Origin of the sequence: Thalassococcus sp. S3, assembly GCF_004216475.1 — a bacterium.
In the GTDB taxonomy this organism is placed as follows: domain Bacteria; phylum Pseudomonadota; class Alphaproteobacteria; order Rhodobacterales; family Rhodobacteraceae.
This window is the reverse complement of the sequence record NZ_CP022303.1, coordinates 2,916,496-2,932,741: the sequence shown is the minus strand read 5'-3', so window position 1 is coordinate 2,932,741 and position 16,246 is coordinate 2,916,496. Positions and strand designations below refer to the sequence as shown.

The window sequence follows — 16,246 nt, the reverse complement described above, 5'->3', positions numbered from 1 at the left end:
GGTTAGTTGACGCGCACCCTCTGGTTTTCCGTGCGCGCTGCGTTACACTCATGGCTGTTATGAGCCTTCAGCGACCCTTTCTCAAACTTATCGTGGCGGCATTTCTGCTGTTAGTCACGTTTTCCTTACCTTTACACGCGCAAGAGCAAAGACCTGCCGCCGATCTGACCGATGAGGCGGAGCTTCTGGAGCGATTGGCGGGCGCCGACAAGGCCGAAGCGGCGCATCTGGACCGCCAGCTTCAGGCGCTTTGGCGCAAGAGCGGATCGTCGGCCATGGATCTGCTCCTGCGGCGCGGACGCGATGCCATCGAGGTGGGCGATGCGGATGCGGCGCTTGAACATCTGACGGCGCTGACCGATCACGCGCCCGACTTTGCCGAAGGCTGGCATGCCAGGGCATCGGTTTACTTCGAAAAGGAAATGTACGGCCCGGCGGTGAGTGATCTTGAGCGGGCGCTTTTTCTGAACCCCAACAATTACAATGCCATTTTCGGCCTTGGCACGATCCTCGAAACCTTCGAGGATTACGACCGCGCCTTTGACGCCTATCAGCGCGCGCTGACTATACATCCGCATCACGAGGACGTATTGCAGGCGGTGGAGCGGGTGAAAACCAAGGTGGACGGTCAGGCGCTCTAGGGCGCAGCAAGCAAGGGGCCCCAGGTGGCATCGTCATCCCGGATCGCGGCCGTTCTCGGCCCGACCAATACAGGCAAAACCACATATGCGATCGAACGGATGCTCGGTCACCGTACGGGGGTGATCGGCCTGCCGCTGCGGCTGCTCGCGCGCGAGGTCTATGACCGGATTGTGGCCGTGCGCGGCCCGTCGGTCGTGGCGCTGGTGACGGGAGAGGAGCGGATCGTGCCGCCCCGAACGCAATACTGGGTCTGCACGGTCGAGGCGATGCCCGAGGGGATGGGCTGCGATTTTCTGGCTGTCGACGAGATCCAGCTTTGCGCGGACCCGGAGAGGGGCCATGTCTTTACCGACCGTCTTTTGCGCGCGCGCGGCCTGCACGAGACGCTGTTTTTGGGCTCGGACACGATGCGCGGGCCGATCAGCGCACTGGTGCCGGAGGCGCAATTCGTCCGGCGCGAGCGGATGTCGCAACTTGTCTATGCGGGTGCCAAGAAGGTCAGCCGCATGCCGCCGCGCAGCGCTATCGTCGGTTTTTCGGTCGATAACGTCTATGCCATTGCCGAACTGATCCGCCGCCAGAAGGGCGGGGCCGCAGTCGTGATGGGCGCGCTCAGCCCGCGCACGCGCAACGCTCAAGTCGCGCTCTACCAGAACGGAGAGGTGGATTACCTGGTGGCCACGGATGCCATCGGGATGGGTCTGAACCTCGATATCGACCATGTGGCCTTTTCGGCGCTGACCAAGTTCGACGGGCGCCGCATGCGGCCTCTGGCGCCCAATGAGCTTGCCCAGATCGCAGGTCGTGCGGGGCGCGGCATGTCGGACGGCACGTTCGGGGTGACGGGCGAGGCGCCTCCGCTCGAAGACGGTGTGGCGCAGGCGATCATGGATCATCGGTTCACGCCGCTCAAAAAGCTCAACTGGCGCAATGCCGCGCTGACCTTCGGGTCGGTCGACGCGCTGATCCGGTCTCTGGAGGAGAGCCCCAAGCTCGACAATCTGGTCAAGGCGCGTGAGGCGGATGACCTGATGGCGCTGAAATCGCTGGCGCAGGTGGCGGAGGTCGCGGCGCGCGCCTCGGACGGGCCATCGGTCAGGCTGCTGTGGGATGTCTGCCGCATCCCGGACTTCCGGGGGATCAGTCATGCCGAGCATGCCAGCCTGCTGGAGGCGATCTTTGGCTATCTGCACGAGAGTGGTGCGGTGCCGAATGACTGGTTCGCCCGGCAGATCAAGCGCATCGACCGGACCGACGGAGATATCGACGCGCTGAGTAAAAGGCTGGCGTATATCCGCACATGGACGTATGTCGCGCAGCGCAAAGGCTGGGTGCAGGATGAAAGCCATTGGCGCGGCGAAACCCGCGCTGTAGAAGACAGGGTGTCGGATGCGCTGCACGAACGTCTGACCCAAAGATTTGTGGACCGGCGCACATCCGTGCTTTTGCGCCGGCTCAAACAGAAGGAGGCCCTGTTGGCCGAAGTGAACGACAAGGGTGAGGTCACCGTCGAAGGAGAATTCGTCGGACGGCTTGAGGGGTTCCGGTTTATCCAGGACAAGGGAAGCGCTGGCGCGGACGAGAAGGCGCTGAAAGCCGCGTCGCTCCAGGCGCTGGCGCCGCAATTTCATTTGCGCGCGGACCGCTTTTACAACGCACCGGATACAGAGATCGACTTTACCGAACAAGGTGGGCTGATGTGGGGCGAACACGCGGTGGGCAAGCTCACCAAAGGCCCCGAACCGCTCAAACCGCAGGTCGAGGTCTTTGTGGACGAGGCCGCTGGCGCGGATGTCGCGCAAAAGGTGCAGCGGAGGCTTCAGCATTTCATCGACCGCAAGGTGGCCGCGCTTTTCGAGCCTTTGCTGGGCATGCAGAAGGACGAGACGCTGACGGGGCTTGCACGGGGCTTTGCCTTTCGCATGGTCGAAAACCTGGGCGTTTTGACCCGGGCCACGGTCGCCCAGGAGGTCAAGGAGCTGGATCAGGAGGCGCGGGGCGCGCTGCGCAAGCATGGCATCCGGTTCGGGCAGTTCACGATCTTTATGCCGGCGCTGCTGAAACCCGCGCCCACAAGGCTGAGGCTGGTTCTTTGGTCGCTGGACCGGGGACTTGCAGAGTTCCCGGAGGCGCCGCCGCCGGGTCTGGTCACGATCCCGATCGAGCCGGGCGCGCCGGACGGTGCGGATACGATGGCCGGCTACCGCGCGGCGGGAGAGAGGGCGATCCGCATCGACATGCTGGAGCGGCTGGCCGACATGCTGCGGGCCGAGGACAGCCGGGGCGGGTTCGAGGCCAAACCGGACATGCTGTCGATCACCGGCATGACGCTGGAGCAATTCGCCGATCTGATGGGCGGTCTGGGCTATCGGGCCGAACGGGGAGAGCGGCCAAAGGTCAAGCCGGTCGATGCCGTGATCCCCGAGGCCCCGAATGCCGCCGAAAGCGCAGCCGATAAACCGGTGATGGACCAGGCCGAAACTGCGCCCGAAGGATTGGCCGTGGAGCCCGCCGAGACGCCGCCCCCCGCGGATGTGCCACCCGCCGCCGAAGCGCTGCCCGACACCGGCGAGGCGCAGCTTGCAACAGAGCCCGCGGACGCACAGGAGGTGCCTGCCGAGATCGCCGAGGCGCCGGCGGAAGAGGTGCCGACAGGTACTGCACCGGACGCGAAGCTCGCCGAGCCGGAGATTGAGGTCTTTTTCACCTTTACCTGGGGGCGCAATCGTCAGCAGCAGAACCGGCCCAAGGGGCAACGCGGGCGCGGCAAGCCGCAGGACAAGGCCGAAGGTGGCGGTCGGCGGGACCGCAGCAGCGGCGGCAAGCCTCCGCGTGGAAAGAAACCCGGCGGGCGCGGTGCGCAGCAGGGCGGGGCGAAGACATATGCCGCCCGGCCCCCCAAGCAGGACAAGAAAATCGATCCCGACAACCCCTTTGCCGCCGCGCTGATGGGGTTGAAGGACAAGACCTGATCCGATGACGGAGGCGCCGGTCAAGCTGCGGCTCGACAAGTGGCTCTGGCATGCCCGCTTTTTCAAAACCCGTTCTCTGGCCGCCAGGCAGGTGGCCGGAGGACATGTCAGGGTCAACGGTGACAAGACCGACAAGCCCGCCCGATCGGTGTGTGTCGGGGATGTTCTGACCTTCGCGCAGGCGCGTCAGGTGCGCGTTGTCCGTATCGAGGCGCTGGGCGTGCGGCGCGGTCCAGCCCCCGAGGCACAGACGCTCTATACGGAGATTGGTCCGGATCCGGAGCGGCCTGCGGAACAGACGTCCAAAGCGCCGGGCTTTGACGGAACGGGACGCCCGACGAAACGGGACCGGCGCGCATATGATCTTTCTCGACGCAGGTCTCTTGAATGAGTCTAAATCGTCCTTTAGTCAGACGTGGCTCTAGGGGATTTGGAAAAGCGCCAATGACATATATCGTCACCGACAATTGCATCGCGTGTAAATACACGGACTGCGTGGAGGTCTGTCCGGTGGACTGCTTCTATGAGGGCGAGAACATGTTGGTGATCCACCCCGATGAATGCATCGATTGCGGTGTTTGCGAACCCGAATGTCCTGCCGATGCAATCCGCCCGGACACTGAGCCTGACATGGACAAGTGGGTGGAGTTCAATCGGAAGTACTCCGAGATGTGGCCCGTCATCATCACCAAGAAAGACCCGCTGCCCGAGGCCGATGAACGCGATGGCGAGACCGGGAAGCTGGAGAAATACTTCTCCGAAGGCGCGGGCGAGGGTGGCTGACCGATTCGTCGCGTCAGCCTGGCACGACAGCTCAGATGAAGATGTTAATCACCGGTTAACATCTTAAAATCTCTGATCTTTTCAAACGTTTCCGTTACGTCCGCTTCCGAATGCGGCAATTTTGTGATATGCTTCTTCAATAAATGGTGTCAACGAAGGACCTGTCCCCCCTTTGGCTGCCGCTGATGGGGACAGAACAGCGCAGAAGATAAGCAGATGATCGGGAGATGAAATAGTCGCCCGCATCTGTCTTTTTGTCGCCTGACGCGTCCGCAACGAAGGAAGACGTGAATGACCAAGTCCAAGAAACTCGAATTTCGCCCGAACGAATACGTGGTCTATCCGGCGCATGGCGTGGGTCAGATCGTGTCGATCGAGGAGCAGGAAGTGGCCGGCATCAAGCTGGAACTGTTCGTGATTTCTTTTGAAAAGGACAAGATGACCCTGCGGGTGCCGACCGCCAAGGCAACGGAGATCGGGATGCGTTCGCTGAGCTCGCCCGATGTGATCTCGAAAGCGATGACGACCTTGAAAGGCAAGGCCAAGGTCAAGCGGGCCATGTGGTCGCGCCGCGCGCAGGAATACGAGCAGAAGATCAATTCCGGCGACCTGATCTCGATCGCGGAGGTCGTGCGCGACCTGCACCGCACCGACGATCAGCGCGAGCAGAGCTATTCGGAACGTCAGCTTTACGAAGCCGCACTTGAGCGTCTGACCCGCGAGGTCGCGGCGGTGAGCGGTGGAGACGAGATTTCGGCCGCCAAGCAGGTGGATGACGTGCTGATGTCGCGCGCCGCCTGACCGCTGTCGACTTGAACAAGAAAGCCGCGCCGCAGGGCGCGGCTTTTTTATGCCAGCACGAGAAGGGTCAGCAGGCAGGCAATTTCACCCACCTGTTGAGCGGCGCCTAGAATATCCCCGGTCTGCCCGCCAATACGGACCTTGGCGACAAGCCCCACGCCCGCCATGGCCGCCCCGGTCAGGATCAGCGCTGGCAGGATCAGAAGGCCAGCCGTGAAGAAGCCAAAAAACAAAGCCAGGCCAAGAGCGATGGCCGAGGCAGGCCATCCCGGCACGCCGACACGGTGCGACAGACCCGATGCGCGTGCCTGGGGCAGGGCGGTCATCAGCGCAGGCAGCCCAGCCCGCGACAGCGTGCTTGCAACAACGAGGCCCGCGGGCAGCGTGATCAGAACGGTGGCGAGCGTCACCCAGCGCAGCCCGAAGGACAGGATCAGGGCAAGCACGCCATAGGTGCCGATATGGCTGTCCTTCATGATCTCCAGCCGCCGTTCGACCGTCCAGCCACCCCAAAGCCCGTCGACGGTGTCGGCCAATCCATCTTCATGCATTGCGCCGGTCAGGGCCATCTGTGTCCCGAGCGCCAAACCGGCGGCGATCAGGGCCGGAAGGCCCAGCATCATGGCAAGGCTGGCCACGGTCAGGCTGAGACCTCCGATGACGATGCCCACCAGCGGAAAGGCCCAGGCGCCCCGGGCCTGACGCGCAAATGCTGCATCGGGCGGGTGCGGCACCGGCAGTCGGCTTAACAGGGCAAAGGCGACGGGAACATCCCAAAGGCGCAGGAGACCTTTGTCGGTTTCGGGCATAAAAGAGGGCCTTTGCGGGTCTTGTGGCTGTCGGTTCATGGGTTAAACACCCAGCCGACCAAGGATGCAATGAGGATGCGCCATGACCGACCTGTCCAGTTTTGACGCCGTGCGCGCGCTTCTGCGCAATCTTCCGGAACCTGACGAAACCGCCCGTGGTGGCGCCGAGGCGCGCAATGGCCAATTGACCAAGCCCCCGGGGGCGCTGGGACGGCTGGAGGATCTGGCGATCTGGTATGCGGGCTGGCGAGGCTCGGACCGGCCCGAGATTGCCGCACCACAGGTGATCGTTTTTGCGGGCAATCACGGTGTGACCGCACGGGGTGTGTCGGCCTTCCCGGCAGAGGTCACGGCGCAGATGGTGCTGAATTTTGAACATGGCGGGGCGGCGATCAACCAGCTTGCCCGTGCCGCAGGCGCGCGCATGGACGTGCATGCGCTGGATCTCGACCGCCCCACAGCGGATTTTACCGCTGCCCCCGCCATGTCAGAGGCTGATTGCCTCGCCGCGCTGCGCACCGGATGGGATGCGGTGAGCCCCGATACCGATCTCCTGGTTGTCGGGGAGATGGGGATCGGTAACACGACCTCGGCCGCCGCAATCTGTCATGCGCTGCTGGGCGGCGCGGCCTCTGACTGGACAGGGCGTGGGACCGGTGTCGATGATACGGGCCTCTCCCTGAAGACGGACGTCGTGGCGCAGGGGGTTGCCCTGCATATTGCGCAGATTTCCGATGGGCTAGAGGCGCTGGCCCGGCTGGGGGGCCGGGAACTGGCCGCGATGGTGGGCGCGATCCTGCGCGCGCGAACCTTGCGCGTTCCGGTTCTTCTGGACGGGTTCATATGTTCAGCCGCGGCGCTCTGTCTCGAAAAGACACAGGAAGGTGCGCTGGATCACGCGCTTGCGGGACATCAAAGCGCCGAGGGCGCGCATCCCGCGCTTTTAGAAGCGCTGGGCAAGACCCCGCTGCTGTCCCTTGGCCTTCGTTTGGGCGAAGGATCGGGCGCGGCGCTGGCGATCCCTGTCCTCAAGGCGGCCATCGCCTGTCATTCGGGGATGGCGACCTTTGCGGAGGCGGGTGTCTCGGACGGCTAGGCTGACTTCTTTTCGATCTCGCTTGCGCGGCTGAGAAGCGCTGTCTCCAGCTCTTTCTGCAATTCCTTGGCGCGGTCGATATAGGCCTGGTTCTTGCTGGCCGGAATATCTTCGCGCCAGACCTCTGCCAGTTGCCTGATCGTATAGCGGTCGTGGTGATAGAATGTCTGTTCGGCCTCCGCGGCCTCGTATTCGCTCAGCCCGATATTCTCCAGCACATAGCGCCCCGCGCGCAACGAGCTGTCGAACATCTCGCGCACGATGTCATCGGCGCCCGCCTTGAAGAGCTTGTAGACCTGCGTGCGGTCCCGCGCGCGGGCGACGATGTGCAGATCGGGACGTTCGCGCCGTGCATAGCTGACCAGGCGCAGCGCCGAGTCTGGGTCGTCCATGGCAACGACAAGAACCCGCGCCCGTTCCAGTCCGGCTGCCTGCAGCAATTCCGGCCGTGTCGGATCGCCCAGAAATCCCTTGAACCCGAAGCGGCGCATCAACTGGATCGTTTCCATGTCCCGGTCGAGCACGACCGTCTTGAAGCCGCTGGCCTGCACCAGCCGGTTCACGATCTGCCCGAACCGTCCGATGCCGGCAATAATCACCGGGCCCTGCTCGTCGATCTCATCAGGCGTGTGATCGGGTGCGACCACCGTTATCCGGCGCGAAATGACTTCGTAGATGATGAACAGAAGCGGCGTGATCAGCATCGAAAGCGCGATCACCAAAAGCAGAACTTCGGAGATGCCAACCGGGATGACGTTCTGCTGGACAGAGAATGAGACAAGCACAAACCCGAACTCCCCCGCCTGGGCAAGAGAGAGCGTGAAAAGCCACTGGTCCCGCCCGTGCAGCTTGAACGCGATGCTGAGGCCGTAAAGGATCAGGCCTTTCAGAACGATAATGCCGAGTGCGAGCGCCAGAAGGCCGAACGGGTCGCGGAAGAGCACTTCGAAATTGATGCCGGCGCCCACGGTGATGAAAAAGAGCCCCAGAAGAAGACCCTTGAAGGGTTCAAGATCGCTTTCCAATTCGTGCCGGAACTCGCTGTTGGCAAGAACGACACCGGCCAGAAAGGCTCCAAGCGCAGGTGAAAGGCCCACCAGCATCATCAGGAAAGAGATGCCCACGACGATCAAAAGGGCCAGCGCGGTATACATCTCGCGCAGCCGTGCGGCATGGATGAAGCGAAAGACGGGACGGGTCAGATAGATGCCGGCGAGAATGACAATTGCGATGGCCGAGACGGTGACCAGCGTGACGCCCCAGCCCGGCAGCCCTTCGACCAGCGACATGCTGTGATGGCCACCATGGGCATCCTCGGCGGTCAGATGAATGGAGCCGTCCTGTGACATTTCCATGGGCAGGCTGCCCATCGCCAAAAGCGGAAGCAGGGCGAGAAACGGGATGACCGCGATATCCTGCGTCAGAAGAACGGAAAAGGACGATCGCCCGCCACCGGTCTGCATCAGGCCCTTCTCGGACAGGGTTTGCAGGACGATTGCGGTCGAGGACAAGCTGAGCGCCATGCCGATGGCCAGGGCCACAGACCAGTTCAGACCCAGCATCATCGCGCCGGCCATGATCGCGGCGGCGCTGATCACGATCTGCATGCCGCCCAGCCCGATCAGACGGTGGCGCATGTTCCAAAGCGCGCGGGGCTCCAGTTCCAACCCGATGATGAACAGCATCATGACCACGCCAAATTCGGCGAAGTGCTGAAGATCCTGCGTTTCGGAGCCCACCAGCCCCAGAACCGGGCCGATGATGATGCCGGCGGCGAGATATCCCAGAACCGATCCCAGCCCCAGCCGCGCAGCGATCGGCACAGCAATAACCGCTGCCGCCAGATAGATGGAGGCCTGGAACAGGAAGGTATCCATGAAATTAAGTCCTTCGGCAGTAGATCACGTCGGCAATGGCGCGTCGCGTTTCAACTGCTCCATAACAATCTGGCTTTGCACCCGTGCGACAGCAGGGTGGGGCAAAAGGACCTCATGAATCAAGGTATTCAATGCCGGCAGATCGGCACAATAGACCCTCAGCAGATAATCTGCCTCCCCGGTCATCGTCCACGCACTGGTGATTTCCGAGCGTGTTCGGATAAGCCGGGCAAAGCTGTCGGCCTGATCCGGGCCATGCGTGCCCAGGTGAACCTGCACGAAACCCTGCACCGTCAGCCCCAGCCGCGAGGCATCCAGGCGGGCCGTATATCCTTCGATATATCCGTCCGCCTCAAGGCGCTGTCTGCGCCGCCCGGCCTGGCTGGGCGACAGGTGCAGCAAATCTCCCAACTCCTGTGCGGTCAGGTGTGCGTTCTTTTGAAGGGCCGACAGCAGGCGCGTATCTGTCTCATCCAGCATGTGCGGGGATTCCTCGCAATTTTTACCTCTCATGCGCAGTTTCCGCACCGACCCTAGGCGCAGGTTTAAAGAATGCGCAATCACCGCGCTGCCAAAGGGTTATCTTAACGGCAGGTTTTTGCTTATTCAGGAGGGAGGAAATGGGCCCTTTTCCGCACACCGCGCCGAAATCCGAGATTACGGTTGAAAATCCAGCCGGAACGGATGGCTTCGAATTTGTCGAATTCGCGCATCCCGACCCTGATGAATTGCGCGTGCTTTTCGCCAGGATGGGGTATGCCAAGACAGCCCGGCACAAGCACAAGAACATCGAATTGTGGCAGCAGGGCGACATCACCTACGTTCTGAATGCCGAAAAAGGCAGCTTTGCCGATCGTTTCGTGGCAGAGCATGGCCCTTGCGCACCATCCATGGCCTGGCGCGTGGTCGATGCGCAGCATGCGTTTGAACATGCCGTCGCCAAAGGCGCTCAGCCCTATGAGGGTGACGACAAGACCATGGATGTGCCTGCAATCATGGGGATCGGCGGCTCCCTTCTCTATTTCGTCGATCAATATTACGAAACCAGCCCCTATAACGAAGAGTTCGAATGGCTGGAGCAGTCCAAACCACGCGGCGTTGGCTTTCATTACCTCGATCACCTCACGCATAACGTGTTCAAGGGCAATATGGACAAGTGGTTCCGGTTCTACGGCGATCTCTTCAACTTTCGCGAAATTCGCTTTTTTGACATCGAGGGCAAGTTTACTGGCCTCTACAGCCGGGCGCTGACCTCACCCTGTGGCCGGATCCGCATCCCGATCAACGAGGATCGCGGAGAGACGGGCCAGATCGTGTCGTATCTCAAGAAATACAATGGCGAGGGCATCCAGCATATCGCGGTGGGCGCATACGATATCTATGACGCCACCGACGAGATCGCGGAACGCGGCCTGACCTTCATGCCGGGGCCGCCGGACACCTACTACGATCTCAGCCAGGAGCGCGTGTCCGGACATCAGGAACCTCTCGCCCGGATGAAGAAACACGGCATCCTGATCGATGGCGAAGGGGTGGTGGATGGAGGAGAGACACGCATTCTGCTCCAGATCTTTTCGAAAACGGTGATCGGACCGATCTTTTTCGAATTCATCCAGCGCAAGGGTGACGATGGCTTTGGCGAGGGGAATTTCAAAGCCCTCTTCGAAAGTATCGAGCGCGAGCAGATCGCAAACGGAGAGATCGCGGCAGAATAAGGCCGCGCGGGGAGGAGGGGGGGCGGCAGTCTATGCCGCCCCCCTTTGATGGCCCAGAAGTCAGGCGTGCGTGCCGATTTTCTTGATCATCGTCGTTGCAACCTCAAATCCGAACAGGCCCGAGAGTGGCCAGATCGACTTGGTCGCCGTTTCTTGAAAGCCCCGCCGTTCGTAAAGGGACCGGGCGCGCGGATTGGTATCGACAACATCAAGACGGACCTGCGTTAACCCTGCTGATCCGGCATGCGCCTCGACCGCTGACAAAAGCGCCGTTCCAACCCCAAGTCCCCGGCCAGCCTCTTCGACGAAGAGGCCGTCCATGAGCAGTGTGTCAGGCGCCACCTCCCGCTCCAGAACGCTGACCAGCAAGGCGCGCCATGCCGCGCCGAAAGGGCCGTAGACGGCGCTCAGATCACCAAACTCTCCGCCCACGAAGGCGCCTTGCACTGTCTTGAAACCCGCCACGCCCAGAAAGGCGCCCGTCTCCGACACGGCGCTGATGGCATGGGACGGGTCTAGGACACGGGCGATGAAGGCCACCCCCCGTTCTTCCGGACCAAGAGGGTACTGCAGTTTGCGCGAGAACGCGGCCCAGTATCCCCGGGCGGCCTGCTGCCTGTGACCGGGGCGCAGGCCCGCTTCGATCCTGGGGGGCGTTTGTGCTGGCATCTGTCACTGTCCTTGGCCGGTTCGCCGCTCTGGCACAGCGACTTGCCGGTCTCGCCACGCAGATCGACCGATCAACAAAGCCTGAAAGCGGGACAAATCGCTTGCATCCCGGTTTAACTGCTTGGGATTTTCAGGACCAGATTGCGACCACCTTTTTGATAGCGCAACTCACTGTCGCCGATGGCCGAGATGCGTCCACCGTCAATGCTGTCGCCCACCTTGACCTTCTTATAGCGCCCGCTGGGAAGGCGAACCAACGCCCGCCGGTTGGACGGTGTCCCGTAGACGCCGATCAGATTAACCCGGCGCAGGTTGATCGCGTTGTTCACGGTGGCCTGACGCGCGACAGAGGCGGATGACGGGATGCGGGGCGTGACCGTCCGGGGGGCAACGGCGGCCACCACCTCCTGCGTTTCGGGCGGTGGGGCCGGTGCTGCTCGCGAAACGACACGGGCGAAGTTTTCGGGCCGCGGGTTCGGGGACAGAGAGGCCAGAACGGCCTGTTCGGTCGGCGTTTCGTTTTCCTCCGCCTCTTCTTTCTCGACCGCGGGGCGCAGCCTTGGGCGCAGGCCAGCCAGCTCATCCCGTGTCAGCCCGCCCAATGCGGTCCGCTCTGCTTCCTCGGTCAGGTTTTGCGGGCGCAGCCGGGGCCGCAATTCCGGCAGGTCCGCAGTCGCGGTTTCCGTTTCGGGATTTGTCTCAAACCGCGTCGGGGTGGGGGGCGGCACGCGGACCGGGCGCCCCAGATAGACAACGATACCATCCGGAGAGGTCGCACCTTCCGGTGTTGGGATCACAAGGCCACGGCCGTCGAGTGCGAAACGGGTTCCCGCAGCGGCCGGAGAGACCACCGCGCCATATGCGAAATCCGTCTGAAGGCTTTCAACGCTTGGCAGCGCGATGGCGTCGCTGGTCTGAATTTGTACGTCGATCGACGTCAGATAGACATCTTCGACATCTATCAGGTCGGGTGGGTTCGGCGCCTCGGGCGCGCGCTGCCATATGCCGGTTACGGCATAACGCGCCTCCGCCTGGGCCGCATCCAGGGGGGCCGGCAATTGGGGTTCGCGCAAAGCGTCCAGAACAGCGGCATCCTCGCTGCTCAACGCATCTTCGGCGGGCTCGGGCAGCCTGACCGGCACAGGCTCTTCTTCGGGTTCGGGGGCTTCGACCACGACGGGGTCGGATTTGTCGAAAAGGCGCGACAGCCCCTCATCCATGAAGACGGAGGCCCAGGCGGCCACGCCGATCAGAAAGAGCAGGAGGATCGCCGTTAGGATCAAACCCAGGAACCGGGGTTTGCCGCCAACCTGAACCTCCTGGCGCGCCCCGAAGACGGTCATCCGCGCCGTTTCGTCCGGAGGCGGCGGTGCCGCCACGGCAACCGCAGCGGCGATTGCCTTCTTGCCAGCGGCCCGTGCGGGCGACAGCTCGGGTGTGGCCTTGGGCGCACGCTCCGGTTCTTTTGCAATCGGTGGCGGGTCCTTGCGCGGTTTGCGCCGGCTGAGAAACCCGCCCAGACGCGCTTTGGCCGCCTTGGCGATCTTGCTCTCTTCCAGCGAACCGGCCAATTCCTCCGGAGGGGGGGCGGTCGGCGCCGGTTTGAGGGGCGGAGGATCATTGGATTTCGCTGCCTGGGGCTTGGTCTCGGGGCCGGGAACCTTCGGCGCCTTGGTCGGCGGGACATCCCGTCGCACACCGTCCAGAGGCGGTGCCTTACCGGCGCCGTTTGATCCACGACGGCTGGAAAATCCAATAACCGGCGGCTGCTCTACCGGCTCTGGCGGGGCCTCGGCCTCCTCCGGATCGGCATCGTCTTCGGCGCTGTCGGCCTTCTGCTCCGGTTTCTCAGGCTCTGATGCGGCCTCGTCTTCCAGAGGCTCCGCAGCAACCTGCGGATCCTCTGTTTCGCCGGTTTCGGCCCGTGACGGTTCACCGTCTTCCGGCTCACTCTCGTCGTCTGAGGAAGGCAGCTCTGCTTCATGCTCGGCAGAGATGGTTTCGTCAGGATCAGGGTCATCTTCCGCGATTTCGACGACAGCGGGCTCGTGGGTTTCAAGATCTCCGATCACCACCACCGCGACACCGTCGGCCTCTACGCTGTCGCCATCGGGCAGCAAGTCCCCCGCGACGGAGGACGGCCCGAAAAACGGTTCTCCCAGATAATTTTGATCGCCAGGGATCGCCGCAAAGCTCAGCGGGTTGAATTGATGCTCGACTGCGAAGGCCTCGGCCTCGGCCAGCGTGTCGCGTGCGACGGCGGCGACATGGGTGACCGGGCCATCGATTGAAATGTCGTAGGCCAGCTCATCAATGCTGTAGGGCGTCGCCTCTTCCAGGGCTGTGCGGGCGCGGGCATGCCGGCTTTCCTCATCGACGGATCCGGTGGCCAGGGTGAGGTATTTGATCTGGTCGTTCGGAATGATGATCTTGCTGAAAAAGCCGGATGGCTTGAGCGTTTCGGCCATGCGACGCAAGGCGGCCAACTCACCCGCGAGATCCTGACTGTTCAGCGCGACATCCCCGACGCGGCGCCATCCGCCTGCGGCGCGCTGCATCAATGTGATGCCCTCGAACGACAATGAGAGCGCGAAACCCGGTTTCATATTTTCGGCTTACCATCCCAACCGCTTACACGGGACCTCCCCCCGCATTACAAGGAGTTTAGAGCAGGTCTTTGCCGAGGGAAAGAGCGACGGGAATTCCTGACCTTGCTCACACGCACAAAACCCGCAGAACTGGCGAAAGCGGAAGGAGATGAAACCTATGACATTCCTAAAATTCGTGCTGGGGGCGGCCATGCTCGCGGCGGCCTCTGTCGCAGCGGCGGAACCGGCGGATCGGATCATATCAGTGGTTGGCGAAGGGCAGGTCGACGTGGCACCCGACATGGCCACGCTCACTGTCGGCGTCACCCATGAAGCCGAGGAGGCAAGTGCTGCGATGGCGGCCGTGTCCGACGGGGTAAGCCAGGTGATCGCGCAGCTCGAAGCGCAAGGCGTGGTCGCCACGGATATGCAGACGACAGGCCTGTCGCTGAACCCGGTCTGGAGCAATCGCTATAATTCCAGCCCGGACCAGCCCGCGCGCATCACCGGCTTTGTCGCGCGCAATGCGGTGACGGTGCGTGTGCGTGCGCTTGATACGTTGGGCGGTGTGCTGGATGCGGTGATTTCGGACGGCGCCAACGATCTGAGCGGTTTGCAATTCGGCATGCAGGAACCAGAGCCCTTGCGGGACCAAGCGCGGCGTCTGGCTGTTGGCGATGCGATCCGCAAGGCGGAGTTGCTGGCCGAAGCGGCGGGCATCACGCTGGGGCCAGTGCAGTCGATGTCTGAAAGCACGGGGCAGGTGCAGCCCTCCATGATGATGGAGATGGCCGCGGCGCGGGATCAATCGGTTCCCATCGCCGCGGGTGAAGTGGGCATGCGGGCCAGCGTAAACATGGTGTTTTCTATCGCCGACTAGGCCCGCAAAGGGCAGGGCCGCTAATGCGCGGCCTTGCTCAGCGCCTGGTCGAGATCGGCGATCAGGTCATCGGCATCCTCGATCCCGATGGAGACGCGCACCACGTTCTGACCGGCCCCTGCCGCGTCCTGCTGTTCCGGCGTCAGCTGGCGGTGCGTGGTGGAGGCCGAATGGATGATCAGCGACCGCGCATCGCCCAGGTTGGCAACATGGCTGAAGATCTCCAGCGCGTTCACCAGCTTGATGCAAGCGTCATAGCCACCCTTGACCGCGAAGGTGAAAAGCCCGCCCGCACCCCGCGGACAGATCCGGTCGACCCGGTCGAAGTAGGGGGAGCTTTCGAGCCCGGCATAGGTGACGTATTCGATCCGGTCATCCGCTTCGAGCCAGGTGGCGACCTTGCGGGCATTCTCCACATGCCGCTCCATCCGCAGGCTGAGCGTTTCGATGCCCATCAGCGTGTAATGCGCGGCCTGCGGGTTCATCGTCATGCCCAGATCGCGCAGGCCGACGGCAATGCCATGGAACGTGAAGGCGAGAGGGCCGAAGGTTTCGTGGAATTTCAGCCCGTGATAGGCAGGCTCTGGCGCGCTGAGCGACGGGAACTTGTCAGAGGCGGACCAGTCGAATTTGCCGGAATCCACCACGCAGCCCCCCGTCACGGTGCCGTTGCCGGTCAGGTATTTGGTGGTCGAATGCACCACCAGCGTCGCGCCGTGTTCGATGGGACGGCAGAGATAGGGGGTGGCGGAGGTGTTGTCGACGATCAGCGGGACGCCAGCGGCATCGGAGAGTTTCGAAATCTCGTCGAGGTCCGTGATATAGCCGCCGGGATTGGCGATGGCCTCGCAAAAGACGGCGCGGGTGTTGTCGTCGATAGCCGCCTTGACGGCGTCCAGATCGTCGAAATCGACAAACTTGGCTTCCCAGCCGAAGCGTTTGATCGTCTGGCTGAACTGGGTCACCGTGCCGCCGTAAAGGCGGGTGGAGGCGACCACGTTCATGCCCGGTCCCATCAGCGGGAACAGCGCCATGATCTGCGCGGCATGACCCGAGGAGCAGCAGACGGCGCCCACGCCGCCCTCCAGCGTCGCGACACGCTCCTGAAGCACGGCAACGGTGGGGTTGGTGAGGCGGGAATAGATATATCCCACCTCCTGCAGGTTGAAGAGGGCCGCGGCGTGATCGGCATCCCGAAAGACATAAGCCGTGGTCTGGTAGATCGGCGTCTGCCGCGCGCCGGTCGCGGGGTCGGGCCGGGCGCCGGCATGGATCTGAAGCGTGTCGAAGCCATAGGTGGGGCCGTCGCTCATGATGAAATCTCCCTGCATCTGAGTTGACGCTATCGTTAGGGGATCGGCGGCGGCTCTACAACCGGGCGCGCGCGGCCCTACGGCGCCAAAAGAAAGCCCCG

Annotated in this window: 14 protein-coding genes; 8 read left to right on the top strand and 6 right to left on the bottom strand. The window is 62.7% G+C overall.

Annotated features, from left to right (window positions below; translation table 11 throughout):
- Positions 1-59: 59 nt before the first annotated feature.
- From CFI11_RS14500 to CFI11_RS14480, 5 genes are all read left to right on the top strand, one after another.
- Positions 60-641 carry a tetratricopeptide repeat protein gene (locus tag CFI11_RS14500; RefSeq protein WP_130407149.1) on the top strand — a complete coding sequence of 194 codons (582 nt, stop codon included), beginning with the start codon at positions 60-62 and terminating at the stop codon, positions 639-641.
- 24 nt (positions 642-665) lie between these two features.
- Entirely contained in the window at positions 666-3,614 is a 2,949-nt protein-coding gene (locus CFI11_RS14495) for a helicase-related protein (RefSeq protein ID WP_130407147.1), read from the top strand.
- 4 nt (positions 3,615-3,618) lie between these two features.
- A complete protein-coding gene (locus CFI11_RS14490) occupies positions 3,619-4,005 on the top strand; it encodes an RNA-binding S4 domain-containing protein (RefSeq protein WP_130407145.1) in 387 nt (128 codons plus the stop codon).
- Positions 4,006-4,058: 53 nt separating this feature from the next.
- The gene (gene fdxA / locus CFI11_RS14485; protein ID WP_130407143.1) at positions 4,059-4,397 is read left to right on the top strand and encodes a ferredoxin FdxA; all 339 of its coding nucleotides are present in this window, start codon (positions 4,059-4,061) and stop codon (positions 4,395-4,397) included.
- Between the two features lie 291 nt (positions 4,398-4,688).
- On the top strand, positions 4,689-5,198 hold the full coding sequence (locus tag CFI11_RS14480) for a CarD family transcriptional regulator (protein ID WP_130407141.1): 510 nt from the start codon (positions 4,689-4,691) through the stop codon (positions 5,196-5,198).
- A gap of 47 nt (positions 5,199-5,245) precedes the next feature.
- On the opposite strand, the gene CFI11_RS14475 is transcribed toward CFI11_RS14480, so the two are convergent.
- Positions 5,246-6,007, bottom strand: coding sequence for an adenosylcobinamide-GDP ribazoletransferase (locus CFI11_RS14475; RefSeq protein WP_130407139.1), 762 nt, complete (start codon positions 6,005-6,007; stop codon positions 5,246-5,248).
- A gap of 82 nt (positions 6,008-6,089) precedes the next feature.
- On the opposite strand from CFI11_RS14475, the gene cobT reads away from it, so the two are divergent.
- Positions 6,090-7,103 (top strand): nicotinate-nucleotide--dimethylbenzimidazole phosphoribosyltransferase, encoded by a 1,014-nt coding sequence (gene cobT / locus CFI11_RS14470; protein ID WP_130407137.1) that lies wholly within the window; start codon positions 6,090-6,092, stop codon positions 7,101-7,103.
- Here the strand turns inward: cobT and CFI11_RS14465 are convergent.
- Both CFI11_RS14465 and CFI11_RS14460 read right to left on the bottom strand, forming a co-directional pair.
- Positions 7,100-8,980: a monovalent cation:proton antiporter-2 (CPA2) family protein gene (locus CFI11_RS14465; RefSeq protein WP_130407135.1), complete on the bottom strand. Its 1,881-nt coding sequence runs from the start codon at positions 8,978-8,980 to the stop codon at positions 7,100-7,102. The genes cobT and CFI11_RS14465 overlap by 4 nt on opposite strands.
- A 24-nt stretch (positions 8,981-9,004) precedes the next feature.
- Complete coding sequence (locus CFI11_RS14460) at positions 9,005-9,460, bottom strand: Lrp/AsnC family transcriptional regulator (RefSeq protein ID WP_130407133.1); 456 nt, start codon at positions 9,458-9,460, stop codon at positions 9,005-9,007.
- A 140-nt stretch (positions 9,461-9,600) separates the two neighbouring features.
- Here CFI11_RS14460 and hppD point away from each other — a divergent pair, with 140 nt between their 5' ends.
- Entirely contained in the window at positions 9,601-10,695 is a 1,095-nt protein-coding gene (hppD, locus tag CFI11_RS14455) for a 4-hydroxyphenylpyruvate dioxygenase (RefSeq protein WP_130407131.1), read from the top strand.
- Positions 10,696-10,755: 60 nt separating this feature from the next.
- On the opposite strand, the gene CFI11_RS14450 is transcribed toward hppD, so the two are convergent.
- Both CFI11_RS14450 and CFI11_RS14445 read right to left on the bottom strand, forming a co-directional pair.
- Positions 10,756-11,364 carry an N-acetyltransferase gene (locus CFI11_RS14450; RefSeq protein WP_130407129.1) on the bottom strand — a complete coding sequence of 203 codons (609 nt, stop codon included), beginning with the start codon at positions 11,362-11,364 and terminating at the stop codon, positions 10,756-10,758.
- Positions 11,365-11,477: 113 nt separating this feature from the next.
- Complete coding sequence (locus tag CFI11_RS14445) at positions 11,478-13,970, bottom strand: hypothetical protein (protein ID WP_130407127.1); 2,493 nt, start codon at positions 13,968-13,970, stop codon at positions 11,478-11,480.
- Between the two features lie 160 nt (positions 13,971-14,130).
- Here CFI11_RS14445 and CFI11_RS14440 point away from each other — a divergent pair, with 160 nt between their 5' ends.
- Positions 14,131-14,832, top strand: coding sequence for an SIMPL domain-containing protein (locus tag CFI11_RS14440; protein WP_130407125.1), 702 nt, complete (start codon positions 14,131-14,133; stop codon positions 14,830-14,832).
- A gap of 20 nt (positions 14,833-14,852) precedes the next feature.
- On the opposite strand, the gene CFI11_RS14435 is transcribed toward CFI11_RS14440, so the two are convergent.
- Positions 14,853-16,145 carry an O-acetylhomoserine aminocarboxypropyltransferase/cysteine synthase family protein gene (locus CFI11_RS14435; RefSeq protein WP_130407123.1) on the bottom strand — a complete coding sequence of 431 codons (1,293 nt, stop codon included), beginning with the start codon at positions 16,143-16,145 and terminating at the stop codon, positions 14,853-14,855.
- Positions 16,146-16,246: the final 101 nt, after the last annotated feature.